This is a genomic window from Ignavibacteriales bacterium (assembly GCA_016709155.1).
Classification (GTDB): domain Bacteria; phylum Bacteroidota; class Ignavibacteria; order Ignavibacteriales; family Ignavibacteriaceae; genus JADJEI01.
Genome location: JADJEI010000001.1, coordinates 1064771 through 1078269, shown reverse-complemented (window position 1 = coordinate 1078269; position 13499 = coordinate 1064771). Strand labels below are relative to the sequence as shown.

13 protein-coding genes are annotated in these 13499 nt (G+C 35.3%); 10 read left to right on the top strand and 3 right to left on the bottom strand.

The window, feature by feature from the left end; translation table 11 throughout:
- Nucleotides 1-67: 67 nt before the first annotated feature.
- From IPH11_05535 to IPH11_05500, 8 genes are all read left to right on the top strand, one after another.
- Complete coding sequence (locus IPH11_05535; protein MBK6913139.1) at nt 68-2521, top strand: penicillin acylase family protein; 2454 nt, start codon at nt 68-70, stop codon at nt 2519-2521.
- Nucleotides 2522-2591: 70 nt separating this feature from the next.
- On the top strand, nt 2592-3548 hold the full coding sequence (locus IPH11_05530) for a methylenetetrahydrofolate reductase (GenBank protein MBK6913138.1): 957 nt from the start codon (nt 2592-2594) through the stop codon (nt 3546-3548).
- Between the two features lie 22 nt (nt 3549-3570).
- The gene (locus IPH11_05525; protein MBK6913137.1) at nt 3571-4575 is read left to right on the top strand and encodes a Gfo/Idh/MocA family oxidoreductase; all 1005 of its coding nucleotides are present in this window, start codon (nt 3571-3573) and stop codon (nt 4573-4575) included.
- The gene (locus IPH11_05520; GenBank protein MBK6913136.1) at nt 4554-5210 is read left to right on the top strand and encodes a class II aldolase/adducin family protein; all 657 of its coding nucleotides are present in this window, start codon (nt 4554-4556) and stop codon (nt 5208-5210) included. The genes IPH11_05525 and IPH11_05520 overlap by 22 nt, the downstream gene beginning before the upstream one ends.
- Nucleotides 5211-5225: 15 nt before the next feature.
- The gene (locus IPH11_05515) at nt 5226-6230 is read left to right on the top strand and encodes a D-alanine--D-alanine ligase (protein ID MBK6913135.1); all 1005 of its coding nucleotides are present in this window, start codon (nt 5226-5228) and stop codon (nt 6228-6230) included.
- Nucleotides 6230-6520 (top strand): septum formation initiator family protein, encoded by a 291-nt coding sequence (locus IPH11_05510; protein MBK6913134.1) that lies wholly within the window; start codon nt 6230-6232, stop codon nt 6518-6520. The genes IPH11_05515 and IPH11_05510 overlap by 1 nt, the downstream gene beginning before the upstream one ends.
- Nucleotides 6521-6526: 6 nt before the next feature.
- Nucleotides 6527-7819: a replication-associated recombination protein A gene (locus IPH11_05505; GenBank protein ID MBK6913133.1), complete on the top strand. Its 1293-nt coding sequence runs from the start codon at nt 6527-6529 to the stop codon at nt 7817-7819.
- Entirely contained in the window at nt 7780-8793 is a 1014-nt protein-coding gene (locus IPH11_05500; GenBank protein MBK6913132.1) for a class I SAM-dependent methyltransferase, read from the top strand. The genes IPH11_05505 and IPH11_05500 overlap by 40 nt, the downstream gene beginning before the upstream one ends.
- Here the strand turns inward: IPH11_05500 and dprA are convergent.
- From dprA to IPH11_05485, 3 genes are all read right to left on the bottom strand, one after another.
- A complete protein-coding gene (dprA, locus tag IPH11_05495; GenBank protein MBK6913131.1) occupies nt 8788-9909 on the bottom strand; it encodes a DNA-protecting protein DprA in 1122 nt (373 codons plus the stop codon). The genes IPH11_05500 and dprA overlap by 6 nt on opposite strands.
- A gap of 39 nt (nt 9910-9948) precedes the next feature.
- Nucleotides 9949-10209, bottom strand: coding sequence for a hypothetical protein (locus tag IPH11_05490; GenBank protein ID MBK6913130.1), 261 nt, complete (start codon nt 10207-10209; stop codon nt 9949-9951).
- A 140-nt stretch (nt 10210-10349) separates the two neighbouring features.
- Nucleotides 10350-10598, bottom strand: a complete 249-nt coding sequence (locus IPH11_05485; protein MBK6913129.1) for a hypothetical protein — start codon at nt 10596-10598, stop codon at nt 10350-10352.
- 515 nt (nt 10599-11113) lie between these two features.
- On the opposite strand from IPH11_05485, the gene IPH11_05480 reads away from it, so the two are divergent.
- Nucleotides 11114-12163, top strand: a complete 1050-nt coding sequence (locus IPH11_05480; GenBank protein MBK6913128.1) for a hypothetical protein — start codon at nt 11114-11116, stop codon at nt 12161-12163.
- A complete protein-coding gene (locus tag IPH11_05475; protein ID MBK6913127.1) occupies nt 12160-13470 on the top strand; it encodes an oligosaccharide repeat unit polymerase in 1311 nt (436 codons plus the stop codon). The genes IPH11_05480 and IPH11_05475 overlap by 4 nt, the downstream gene beginning before the upstream one ends.
- Nucleotides 13471-13499 lie beyond the last annotated feature (29 nt).

The following is a 13499-nucleotide window of genomic DNA, read 5'->3' as shown; positions in this document are numbered from 1 at the left end:
ATTTCAAGCTCCTTAAACAAGGAGCTTTTTTATTTTATATTTGAGTTAAAGATTTTCTAAAGCAATTATGCCGCAAACATTAAAAAATATTTTAGGGATTGTATTTGTATTTATCGTACTGATAGCTGCCGGCGGATTGATTTTCTATAATATGTTAAAATCATCTCTGCCGGAATATGAGGGAGAGGTGCAATTAAACGGACTTAATAGTGAAGTCGAAATTTATTTCGACAGCACAGCCATTCCTTACATCATTGCTTCGAATGAGGAGGATGCGGCATTTGCATTCGGCTACCTGCACGCACGCGAAAGATTATTCTCAATGGATTTAATTAGGCGTGCAGGCGAAGGAAGACTGAGTGAAATTTTCGGTACGGCGACTATCCCTTTCGATAAAATGTTTCGCACCGTTGGGATTAAAGCCACTGCCGATAAAATTTTTCAGAATGCAAATCCAACTACAAAGAAACTTCTAACATCTTATTCAAATGGTGTTAATGCCTACATAGAAGAGGCGGATGGAAATTTTCCGGTTGAGTTTGATGTACTTGGTTACACTCCCAAAAAATGGACTCCTGTGGAAAGTATAATTGTAATCCGAATGATGGCTTGGGAGTTAAACATTAGCTGGTGGTCGGATTTTACTTTCATCGAGCTTGTTCAAAAACTCGGTGCAGAAAAAGTTAAAGAAATTTATCCCGACTATCCTGAAAACGGTGAAACAATTATTCCGTCATCAATTAAAGATTATCCCAAAATAGTTTCTGACGTCGTTGATGTTGACAAATCATTCAGAAAATTTATGGGATTTGAGGGTACGCATATCGGCTCGAACAATTGGGTGGTAAATGGAAATAAGTCAGTCGGCGGGAAACCAATAATTGCAAATGATCCGCATCTTGCTTACAGGGCGCCGGGAATATGGTATGCAGCGGTGTTAAACGCAGGTGGGTGGAAAGCAGCAGGCGTCACTTTACCCGGAGTGCCAGGATTTGTAATCGGCAAGAATGATAACATTTCATGGGTACTTACAAATATTATGACTGATGATGCGGATTTCTATATCGAGAAATTTGATTCAGCAGGGAAAAAATATTTGCTTGACGGAGAGTGGAAAAACCTTTCAGTTGTAAAAGATACAATCCGTGTTAAGGATTCTTCTGATGTCGTTTTTGATATAGTTTCCACCCACCGTGGTCCAATCATTTCTAACATTCATCCCCTTGATTTTTTATACACCAATAAACAAAAAACATCTGCGCCGATTAGCATGCGCTGGCTCGGCAATGATATCAGTGATGAATTTTCTGCAATCTATAAAGTGAACCACGCAAAAAACTTTGGTGAATTTAAAAAAGCTGTTTATGAATTTTCAGTCCCCGGACAGAATTTTGTTTACGGTGATAAAGAAGGAAATATTGGTTATGTTTTCGGGGGACAATTACCAATGCGTGCTTCAAATTCTCCCACCATGATTTTTGATGGAACCACTTCCGAATTTGATTGGAAAGGATTTGTCCCTCGTGAGCAACTGCCTTCGTTGTACAATCCGCCGCAGAATTTTATTGCATCAGCCAATAACAAAACCATGAAGGATTTTCCATATCATATTTCAAATATTTGGGAACCATCTTCAAGAATAGATAGGATTTATGAATTGTTGAATTCAAAAGAGAAACATTCCTTAAAAGATTTTATGAAATATCAAATGGATTTTACCTCACCCTATGCCCGTCAGATAACCAGTTATATTCTTGAAGCTTTTCAGAATATAAAAGTGACTGATAAAAATTTATCAACTTCACTTGAACTTTTTTCAAAATGGAATTATGAACTTGATCAATACAGTCAATTGCCTTCCATCTATGTCATGTTTTTGAAAATATTTTTGGAAAATACTTTTCTTGACGAAATGGGTTCTGATCTTTACAATGAATTTATTTTTATCGGAAACATTCCTTACAGAAGCATACTCCAAGTTTTAGAAAACGGCAACTGTTCCTGGTATGATGATAAAACTACCCGCCTATTAGAATCGAGAGAATTGGTGATCAGAAAAAGCCTTGCAGATGCGCTTGGCGAGCTTGAGAAAAACTACGGGAAGGAAATCAAAAACTGGCAATGGGGGGAGCTACACAAATTAAAATTCAAACATTCGTTCAGCGGCGCTGCACCTTTTATTGATAACTTTGTGGACATTGGACCTTTCGGCATTGGCGGAGACGGCACAACAATTTTTAATACTGAGTACACCTTTTCCGAAAGCATTGAGAAATATCCTTTGTTCAGACACGACGAATTTGAAAATGACCTCGGACCTTCTATGAGATTTATTTATGACTTTAGTAAGCCGGATGAATTTTATTTAGTGTTAACTACGGGTCAGTCCGGAAATATTTTTAGTGATTATTACAGCAGCATGACTAACTATTGGCTGGAAGGAAAATATTTTAAGGTCAGAACAGACGAACAATCAGCCAGATCAGAAAAGAATAAGCTTTTAAGATTGCAGAAGAAATAGCAGGAGCGAAAACGTCGCAATAATTTTTGAGAAAGTATTAAATTACATCGTTAAAAAAGAAAAGGAATAGATGAAAGTAATTGAACATCTTCAAAAAGCAACTGAACCATTGATTAGTTTTGAATTGATCCCGCCTAAAAGGGGTGGGGATATAAAAGGGCTGCTTTCTGTTTTAGACGATATAATGAAATACAACCCCCCTTTCATTGACATTACAAGCCATGCTGCCGAAGTATTTTATGAAGAAACTGCAACGGGAATAAAAAAAAGAATCAAGCGGAAACGACCCGGTACACTTGGCATCTGCGCGCTTATTCAAAATAAATATAACATTGATGCAGTTCCGCATGTTTTGTCAAAAGGATTTACCCGCGAAGAAACAGAAGACTTTTTAATCGAGTTAAACTATTTGAACATAGAGAATGTACTTGCAATCAGAGGCGATGACAGTAATTATGATAAACCAATTCCCGAAGGTAAAAGTGCCAATAGAAATGCAAGTGATCTTGTTCAACAAATTACTGCGATGAATTCAGGACAGTATCTCGAAGAATCATTGCTCGATGCTAAAGCCACAAATTATTGTGTCGGCGTTGGCGGCTATCCCGAAAAGCATTTTGAATCACCGAATTTAAAAACAGATATAAGGTATGCAAAGGCTAAAGTTGAAGCCGGTGCTGCCTATATTGTTACTCAAATGTTTTATGATAATAAATATTATTTCGACTATGTTGCTCAATGCCGCGAAGCAGGAATAAATGTCCCAATTATTCCGGGATTAAAAATTCTTACTTCTAAATCTCATCTAACTAGTATCCCGAAAAACTTCCACGTTTCTTTGCCGGATGAACTGGCAGATGAAATTTTCAAAGCTAAACCCGAACACATAATTGAGATCGGTACAAACTGGGCGGCTAAACAGGTTGAAGAATTATTGAATGCCAATGTACCAAGCGTTCATTTTTATATTATGCAGGACTCCAAACCAATTTCCCTATTAATGAATAAATTAAAAGTGTTTAAATAAATTTTTCAATTGAAGAAAAAAGATGATCAAGATTAGAAGACCTGTAATTAAAAAAGTGAAGTGGGGAGTGGCAGGGCTTGGCAGATACTCCGAAAATAATTTCATACCGTCAATTCCATATTTAACAAGAAGCACTCTTGTTTCCGTTTTTAGCCATGATGAGCAGCGCGCAAAATTTATTTCCGAAAAATTTTCGGTTCCAAATTATTTTTCAGACTACGATGAATTTTTGAAATCAGATATTACTGCTGTTTATATCAGCAGTAAAAACTCTGACCATTATGAGCAAGTTATTAAAGCAGCTAATGCAGGTAAGAATATTCTCTGCGAAAAACCTATTGCGCTAACAAGCAAACAGGCACAGGAGATGGTTGAGGTTTGCAAAAAACGGGGAGTTAAGTTTGGAATAAACTATGTCCACAGATTGCATCCTCTTGCAGTTAAAGCGAAGGAGATACTCGATAAGCAAATGCTTGGAAAATTAATCTCGATAGTGATCACTTTTAATATAGAACTTCCACCCGGAGAAAATTTTCGTTACTCAAAAGAAAAAAGCGGCGGGGGTGCACTTCGCGATCTTGGGACTCATGTAATAGATTTAATGAGATATTTCGGCGGAGAGATTATTGATATAACCGGAAACATGGATCAGATAATTTATAAAAGTGAAGTTGATGATTTTGCCAGTGCTATTGTTAAATTTCAAAACGGGGGGTATGGATATTTCAATGTTTCTTTTAACAGCCGGCTGGCTTTCAATAAAATTGAAATTGTTGGTCATAGCGGTGCATTGAGTATCGAGAATTTAATAGGAAGAAAGAAACACCCACCCAAGTTGAATATTTTATTAGAAGGTGATATGAGAAAAAGTTTTAGGAAGCGTGGGAATAAACTTCATTTTCTTTTACGTTCAGTGCAGCGCTCATTTTTAAAAGACGAACCATTGGCAGTTAGCGGTGCGGATGGATTGATTAATATGAAATTAATGGAAGAGTTAGAAAGAAAATGTCTGCCGTTCAAAAGCTGATTGAAATTTGCCACAGAGTTTACCGAAATAATTTTGTCTCTGCATTAGACGGAAATATTTCCTGCAGAATTTCGAATAATGAATTTTTGATTACCCGTTCCGCAGTTTGTAAAGGTGATGTCAAAGAGAAAGATATATTAAAAATTAATTCAGATGGCAATCTTCTCGAAGGTGAGGGTAAACTTTCAACGGAAACTAAACTTCATCTTTTCATTTATTCGAAAAGAAAAGAAATTAACTCGGTTGTTCATTGCCACCCCGTTTATTCAACAGCCTTTGCCGTAAATGGAATTGGAATTGACGAACATTATTTTCCCGAAGTAGTTTTAACATTAGGCAAGGTTCCCCTCTGCAAATACGGAACTCCGTCAACAAGCGAACTTACAGATAGTCTTGAACCTTTTGTTGACCATTCATTAACTTTTCTTTTACAGAATCATGGGGCGGTAACTATTGGAAAATCATTGGATGAGGCATATTTCAGAATGGAGAAACTTGAACATACTGCCAAAATATTAACGATGGCTAAATTGATTGGAGAACCAAAAGTTTTAAATAATAAACAAATAAATAATCTGCTGAAAATTTCTAAAAATGTTTATGGACTTTCACCAGATAAAAGAAATATTTTTTAATCGGAATAAATTGGAATGAATAAAAACAAACCACGGATTGCACTTTTGCTCGGCGGAACTTCACCGGAAAAAGAAGTTTCAAAATCATCTGCAGCATCTGTCTATGAGGCTTTGCTGACATTAGGATATAAAGTAAAATTAATAAATCCAGCTTACGGAATTAATCAACCTTTAAAGACCGAAGATTTCTTCCCTGAAAAAGAATTTTCAGAAATATCAAATAGAAACTTTATTGAAACAGTAAACAGTTCTTTGTTTGATGATGTTGAACTTGCATTTTTAACATTACATGGTAAGTGGGGGGAGGATGGTTCAATACAATCATTATTGGAATTGCGGGGAATAAAGTACACAGGCAGTAAAGCACTTTCAAGCGCTGTAGCAATGGATAAGGCGATGTCAAAAATTCTTTTCAAAGAATATGGTGTCGAAACTCCAAAAGGCTTTTTGATTGAGCGACCTTCTTATAATATTCAAAGTGTTTTTGAAAAAGTTGAAGCTGAATTTGGTTTCCCTGTTGTTGTAAAACCAAATGATCAAGGTTCAACGGTTGGATTGGCTATCTGTAAAGAGAAAGCAGGACTTCCTGAATCAATAAAAACAGCATTTGAATATGCGAATAATGTTTTAATCGAAGAGTATATCTCCGGCAGAGAATTAACTGTTGCAATTCTTGATGGCGAGGCACTCCCCCCTCTGGAAATAAAACCCAAAAGTGGATTTTATGATTACGAATCAAAATACACAAAAGGGTTAACGGAATATGAAGTGCCGGCAAAAGTTTCAGAAGAAATTACAACGAAGCTCAAAGCGCAGGCATTGCTTGCTTTCAAAGCACTCCGCTGCGAGGGCTATGCACGTGTAGATTTCCGAATGAACGAACAAAATAAAATATACTGTCTTGAAATAAACACACTTCCCGGCATGACGGCAACGAGCCTTGTTCCTAAAATGGCGAAGGTGGTAGGAATATCTTTTGAACAGCTTGTAGAAAAAATAATAGAGCTTGGATTGCGATAATGAAAATATTTGACAAGAAGACTAAGTATTATTTTTTTGGTGTTATCATAATCGTAGGTCTGTTCTATCTTCTTTTTAATGATTTTGGTTTCTATCGTTATCAAAAGCTGAGCAATGAAATTGATGAATTAAATGCCCGAATTGAAAATCTTCAGCAGGAAAATAAAAAACTTGGAGATCAAATTGATTCAATAAGAAGGAGGGAGCCTTCAAAAATTGAAAAGATAGCCCGCGAAAAATATGATATGATTCGTCCGGGGGAAACCAAAATTGAAGTGATTGAAAAATAAATATTAATGAATAAAATAGAAATCCCGCAAACTCCGCTTGCCGAAAGAGTTCGCCCAAAAACACTTGAAGATTTTAAAGGGCAGAAAGAAATATTAGGGGTGGGGAAGCCTATTAGATTGATGATAGAGAATGATACTCTTGGTTCGTTCATACTTTGGGGTCCTCCGGGTTCGGGGAAAACAACTATTGCCAAAATTATTGCCGAGAAAACGGGCGCTGAGTTTTTCCAGTTAAATGCTGTATCCTCTGGTGTTAAAGATATCCGGGGTGTCATCGAAAGATCAATTGAAAATAAAAATCATCACAAGCGAACAATACTCTTTATTGATGAAATACACCGCTTCAACAAGGCTCAACAGGATGCACTTCTCCATTCGGTTGAATCGGGTTCGTTAATATTAATCGGTGCAACAACCGAAAACCCATCCTTCGAAGTAATTCCCGCTTTACGTTCACGTGCAAGGGTCTTTGTCCTAAATGATTTGAGCAAAGAGGAACTCACTCAAATTTTAGAAAACGCAGTTAACAAAGATGAGTTTCTTTCACAATTTAAAATTGAGGAGATGGACACTGAATTTTTAATATATCTTTCCGGCGGTGATGCAAGAACGATGCTGACAATTCTGGAGGCTGCATTCATTCAAGAAATGAATTCTGATTACATTAAAATTTCCAAAGAAGTATTGGAAAATGTGGTTCAGAAAAAAAATATATTTTATGATAAATCCGGTGAAGAACATTACAATATTATTTCAGCGTTCATAAAAAGTATCAGAGGAAGTGATCCTGATGCAGCAATTTATTGGATGGCTCGAATGCTTGAGGGTGGGGAAGACCCATTATTCATCGCAAGAAGAATGATTGTACTTGCTTCAGAAGATATTGGAAATGCCTCTCCCAATGCTCTTGTTCTTGCAGAAGCGGCTTTCAGTGCAGTTGAAAAAATCGGTTTACCCGAAGCAAGAATAATTTTAGCACAATGTGTTACTTACTTAGCTTCATCACCGAAAAGTAATTCTTCTTATCAAGCGATTGAAGGGGCTTTGGCTGAAGTTCGAAATGGTAATTTATATCCTGTTCCTCTTCATCTGCGGAATGCACCGACAAAGTTGATGAAAGCTCTTTCTTATGGAAAAGATTATAAATATGCTCACAATTATGAAAATCATTTTGTGGAGGGAAATTATTTTCCGAATGAATTAGACGGTAAGCAATTTTATTTTCCAACCGAAAACGGGCAGGAGAAAAAAATAAAGGAGTGGCTAAAATTTCTCTGGAAGAAAAAGAAAAAGTACTAGAAAAGTCTATCGTAGATTTAAACTGCGAAATTTGCGGCAACTCAACTGATAATAATATTTTAAAAGTTCGCGAGATGTATTTCGGAACCCGCGAAGTATTTAAATACCTTCGATGCAGTTCGTGCGGCTGTCTTCAGATTCTCAACCCCCCATCTGATTATTCCAAACACTATCCTGCAAATTATTTTACTTACTTACAGAAACATGAAAGCAAATTAAAAGCGCGACTAAATTATTATCGTGACAGAGCAGCAATGGGTGAATCGTCTTTTATAGGAAATATATTGTTGAAGAAGTTTGGGATTCCCACTTATGTTTCAAGACTCAAAAGAGCAAGTGTTGAACTGAAAGATTTTATACTTGATGTCGGTTGCGGACGGGGGATATTGCTTCACAAAATGAAAGAATCCGGTTTCGAAAACTTACTTGGGATAGATCCTTTTATGGAGCAAACAATTATATATCCCAACGGTTTAAAAATTTTAAAACAAGATTTTTTTAATTTAAACGGCGAATTCGATTTTATTATGTTTAACCATTCATTTGAACACATCCAAAAGCCTCTGGAAATAATGAAGAAATCACACGCACTTTTAAAAGGAAACAAATTTTTATTATTAAGAATTCCTGTGTGTGATTCTTATGCATTCAGACATTATAAAAGCAACTGGAGTTCGCTGGATGCGCCAAGGCATTTGTATTTGCATACAAAAAAGTCGATCGAAAAATTAGCTTCGGCTTCAGGATTTGAAATTAAAACGATCACCTACGATTCGCGAAGCTGGCAGCTTTGGGGGAGTGAACAGTATTCAAGAAATATTCCTTTAATAGATGATAGATCTTTTTATGTCAATCCAGACAAATCCATTTTCTCGACTAATGAGATTAAAGATTTTGAAAAGCAGACTGTGCAATTAAACAAATCGGGAGAGGGTGATCAGGCGGAATTTTATTTACAGAAAAAAAAATTATAACGCACTGAACATTTTGCCAGGGAGCTGTTTTGCCATCCCCTTAAATTCAAGAGATAGTAAGTGAACGAGACAATCCGATGTTGAAATTTTTGTAAGCTCTGCAATTTTATCAATCTGGACAGCACTTTCGGAAATAACGGAAAGAATTTTCTCCTCAAAAATATTTAAGTCAACATGCGGTTTAGGAATATTTTTTCCGATGACTGGTTTCAGTTTCAACTCTAATTCAAATAAGATGTCCTCGCTTGTACGAATCAACTTTGCCTCTCCCTTTTGAATCAGCAAGTTCGTACCTTCAGATTGACGGATCCCAAGATTACCGGGTACGGCAAAAACCTCCCTGTTTTGATCAAGAGCAAATCGGGCAGTTTGCATCGCCCCGCCTTCTGCGCCGCTTTCAATTATCACACAACCAAGACTTAATCCCGAAATAATTCTATTTCGTCTGGGAAAATTTTGTGCGTCAGGTTTCGTCTTGAGTATGTATTCAGAGATGATTAATCCTTTCTCAGCTATTTCATCAAATAATTTTTTATTTTCCGGTGGATAGATAACATCTAATCCTGATCCGATAACTGAGATTGTTCTTCCACCATTTTTTAAAGCTGCTTTATGAGCGATTGAATCTACTCCCCTTGCAAGACCGCTAACAATTGTAATTCCCTGTGCAGCTAATTCAGAAGCGATTTTTTCGGCTTGAACTTTTCCATAGTTTGTTGGTCCCCGTGTTCCCACAATGGCGATGCAATAATTATCTGATTCTGAATAATTCCCTTTATAATATAAAAGCAGCGGAGGGTCGTAAATTTTTTTAAGCAAATCGGGATAATCTTCATCCCATACGGTGATAATTCTCGCATTAATTTTTTGAAGGAGAGTTAATTCTTTTTCTACTTCAATTTTTATTTCATTTCTATTTCTGGCTGCCTTCTGAATTTTGGATGCAAGGGTGGTACTAATTCCTTCAGCTTCGATAAGAGTATTATTATTTTGGGATAAGATACTCGCAGTTGATTTGAATCTTGCTAATAAGTTACGAATCTTAGCGGGACCGATTCCATCAACGGAGAGGAGTGTGTAAAGGTTAGTTAATTCTTCAAAGCTTAATTTACTCAATTGAATAGATTAGATTAGTGAAGACGATTGAGTAGCTATTTATTCACTTTTGATTTCCTCTTTCTTCTTTTTAAAGAAAAGAGATAATGGGAAAATAATAACATAAGCTGCTATTAATATTACCGGAGATAAAATCAGAGATGCACTGCTGTCCCATTCTCCGCTGCCCATTACATAATAACCAAGTAAGAGCAAAATAGAGCCGAGCGCAATTAATAGGTAATTTGTTTTTTCAAAATAAATATGAAAAGGTGAAACGTTAATTCGTTTTTGAATTTTCTTCTTTATTTGCTTTGCCATATTACTCCTTAAAAAAAATAGATAAAGCCCGCTGTCGGGGAAACAACGGGCTCGACTCATAAAATTCAAAGGGTAGGGGAGAACCCTCCGAAAGAGTCATTTGAAAAATTTCCTGATGAAGTTTATTCATCAAGATTAAATTATTTATTTATTTGATAGACGATTTTTCTTATCGTATCAAATTGCAGGTAAGGATATTCTTCCCTGATAGCTTCGATTGCATCCCCTGCGCAAATCTTACTGGCGCGAAGACCTTTAAATTTTTTTCTGATTTGATAATCACGAACGGATTTTTCATCAATCAATCCGTGAGCGCTAAGAAGTTCAAAAATATCGTCGCTAATAAGCTCCGATAGAGGATTCTCGATTTTTGCTCTTATTTCTTTCATCGCTTCATTCCTTTCGTTTAAATTATTGCGAATGTCTAAAAGTTAGTATCGAATTTTCCTATTTTGACTCCTTATTAAATATTGATGTTCCATAAAATTAAAAAACCGACCAGAGAAGTTCCCTAAATCGGCGTAACTTTGCTACTCTGTTAAATAAATAAAAATTATTTAGGACCAGTAGCAAATGAACTATAAATAAATTTCCTTATTTTTGTTGTAAATATTTGAATAATTTAGGTCAATGTCAATATCTAATAAATTTAATTTTTTTTAATATTCTCGAATGAATTTGGAATTTTTATAAAGTTTTCAAGTGACATTTGAAATATGGTTAAATTAAATTAAAGAAGGCTAGTTAAAATTTTAAGGAAAATTTCGTGAAATTCTCAGATTATCTCTTTATCCTGTACAAATGGCGCAGATTCTTACTAATAAATCTTTTGATAATTATGGTAGTAGGGACTATTTATTCCTTTCTGATACCTGAAACCTTCAAAGCAACCTCATTAGTCATGATGACAAGAAATAATTCCAACGGACTGAATAGTGTTGCAAATCTGATTAGTGGGGGAACTGGCTCAATTGGTGCAAGTCTTTTGGGTCTTGGGGATGAAAATCAAGACATGATTTATGGAATTTTATACAGCAGAAACCTAATGACTAAAGTTATCAATCGCTTCAAATTGATGGACTATTATCGTATTGATGATAATAACTATGATAAAACGATAAAATCATTTGAAGCTGATTTGTTATTTCAGCCGGATGAAAATGGTCTAATTGAAATTAGCGTAATTAATAAGTCTCCCAAATTAGCTTCTGAGATTTCAAATTATTTTGTTGAATTGGCAGATAGCATGAATATTGAGCTCAGCATACAACAAGCAAGGAATAGCCGAGAATTTATCGAAAAGAGATATTTTAAAAATTTAAGTGACCTGAAAATAGCTGAAGATTCTTTACTTAAATTCCAGAAAAAAACAGGAGTTTTTGCGGTTCCAGAACAACTACAAATTTCCGTTCAAAGTGCTGCAGAATTAGAATCAGAATTATTTCAAAAAAAGATGGCTTCAGAATTTGTTAAAGAAAATTTTGGAATTAATTCTCCACAATACCAAACTGCTTACAAGCAACAAAATCAAATTGAAGCTAAAGTTCTTGAGCTAAAAAATTCAAGTTATCTCAAAAGTCCGAGTAACATTTTATTTCCTTTTAAAAATATTCCTGATTTAACGATGGGATATTACAAGCTATTTCGAGAAGTTGAGCTCCAATCTAAAATTATGGAATTTATACTACCGTTGTATGAACAGGCCTTGGTTGATGAACAGAAGGACACTCCAACCCTTATAAGCATAGATAATGCTGTTCCACCACAATTGAAGTATGCTCCCAAAAAAGCTTTTGTAATATTGCTTTTCTTTTTTTTCGGACTAATTATCTTAGTTACTTTCGTTTACTGGGCTGAAAATTTTGTCTCTTTGGAAAACCCCAAGAATGAATTAGAGAATAGTCAGAAGAATCTATTTTCCCATATAGCTAAATTTTATAAAGTAAAATTTTGAGTATTCTAATAATTCTTTTAATCGGATTATCTTCAACCCTTCTGAGCAAAATTTTATTTTCCAAATGGTTTAACCACTTATCACTTTATTCAGTAATTTGGATGACAATGCTTATTCTATTCGAGTTGAAATTGATATACTTTTATGATTTATCAATTACAACTTGGTTAGTGATCGGAAGTGCTTTTTTTGCATTTTTAATCGGGACGGTTACAATTTTTTTTGCACGTGCGATATTTAAAGTTGAACTAAAGACTTCGACTAATATTCAGAGTAGTTTAAACTTTTTTTCTGATGATGGTAAAATTATAAAGAGAGTTTTAATAATTTTTTCAACAATCGGTTTACTAAGCTCAATTTATCACTGGAAAATTTTATTGGATAAGTACGGCTCAATCATCAATGTGTTCCTAAATTCTTATGCAGTTTATAACAGCAGGTTTAATGAAGAATCAAGCGATGTATTACCTTATGTCTGGATGACTTCGTTTATCGCGATTTTTATTGCTGGTATATATACTGCTTACAAGGGCAAATTAACTTTCTGGGCGACCATTCCGATTGTTGCAGTCGTATTAAGAGAGTTGGCAAGATTGACAAGGTCTGGAATTCTATTAGGATTATTAGAGTTTATCATTAGTTTTTTATTGTTTAGGCATTTTCTCTTGTCCGTGGACAGAAATAGATTTATGATAAATAAAAAAAAAATATTTATTGCCGTCTCACTGATATTGATGATTATGGTAGCGGGTGCTTCGGTAGTTAAATTAGCTAGAGTTTCCAACGATGAAATCCAGGGAACCAATCGAGAGTTGAAACAATTTGAAGGGGGCGCGTTTATTTCACCAGCAATTTATTTTTATGCTTCATCTCAGATTGGAGTGTTAAATCAATATCTTGAAAAAGATAGGGAAAGACTTCCATTTGGCAATAGCACTTTTTATTCTGCATACTCTTTATTATCTAAGCTTGATTTAACTAGCAAACCTGAAGACCAGCACCAAGGATATCTGATTCCAGCTTGGTCAAATACCGGCACGTTTCTCAGGGATTTGCATGGCGATTTTGGATTTATGGGAATCCTGATATTTCCATATTTACTTGGTCTGCTTTGCTCTCATTTTTGGTTTAGATTGTTAACAACTCATCAAATTAAATATCACATTCTTCTCACCCATCTTTATCTACTTATTGGCATGTCATTTTTTATACTTGCCACAAGATTTCCATCTTGGGTATTTGGAATGCTAATTTTATTACTATTATTCCCTATTATAGAAAAGTTTTCGAATAAGTATAAAACCTAACTGAAACCAAATGTTCAAGCGACGAACGC

What these genes read in the sequence shown, in the direction of transcription:
- IPH11_05535 (MBK6913139.1), top strand. Translation starts at nt 68, where the DNA reads ATGCCGCAAACATTAAAAAATATTTTAGGGATTGTATTTGTATTTATC.
- IPH11_05530 (MBK6913138.1), top strand. Translation starts at nt 2,592, where the DNA reads ATGAAAGTAATTGAACATCTTCAAAAAGCAACTGAACCATTGATTAGT.
- IPH11_05525 (MBK6913137.1), top strand. Translation starts at nt 3,571, where the DNA reads ATGATCAAGATTAGAAGACCTGTAATTAAAAAAGTGAAGTGGGGAGTG.
- IPH11_05520 (MBK6913136.1), top strand. Translation starts at nt 4,554, where the DNA reads ATGTCTGCCGTTCAAAAGCTGATTGAAATTTGCCACAGAGTTTACCGA.
- IPH11_05515 (MBK6913135.1), top strand. Translation starts at nt 5,226, where the DNA reads ATGAATAAAAACAAACCACGGATTGCACTTTTGCTCGGCGGAACTTCA.
- IPH11_05510 (MBK6913134.1), top strand. Translation starts at nt 6,230, where the DNA reads ATGAAAATATTTGACAAGAAGACTAAGTATTATTTTTTTGGTGTTATC.
- IPH11_05505 (MBK6913133.1), top strand. Translation starts at nt 6,527, where the DNA reads ATGAATAAAATAGAAATCCCGCAAACTCCGCTTGCCGAAAGAGTTCGC.
- IPH11_05490 (MBK6913130.1), bottom strand. Translation starts at nt 10,209, where the DNA reads ATGGCAAAGCAAATAAAGAAGAAAATTCAAAAACGAATTAACGTTTCA.
- IPH11_05485 (MBK6913129.1), bottom strand. Translation starts at nt 10,598, where the DNA reads ATGAAAGAAATAAGAGCAAAAATCGAGAATCCTCTATCGGAGCTTATT.
- IPH11_05480 (MBK6913128.1), top strand. Translation starts at nt 11,114, where the DNA reads ATGACAAGAAATAATTCCAACGGACTGAATAGTGTTGCAAATCTGATT.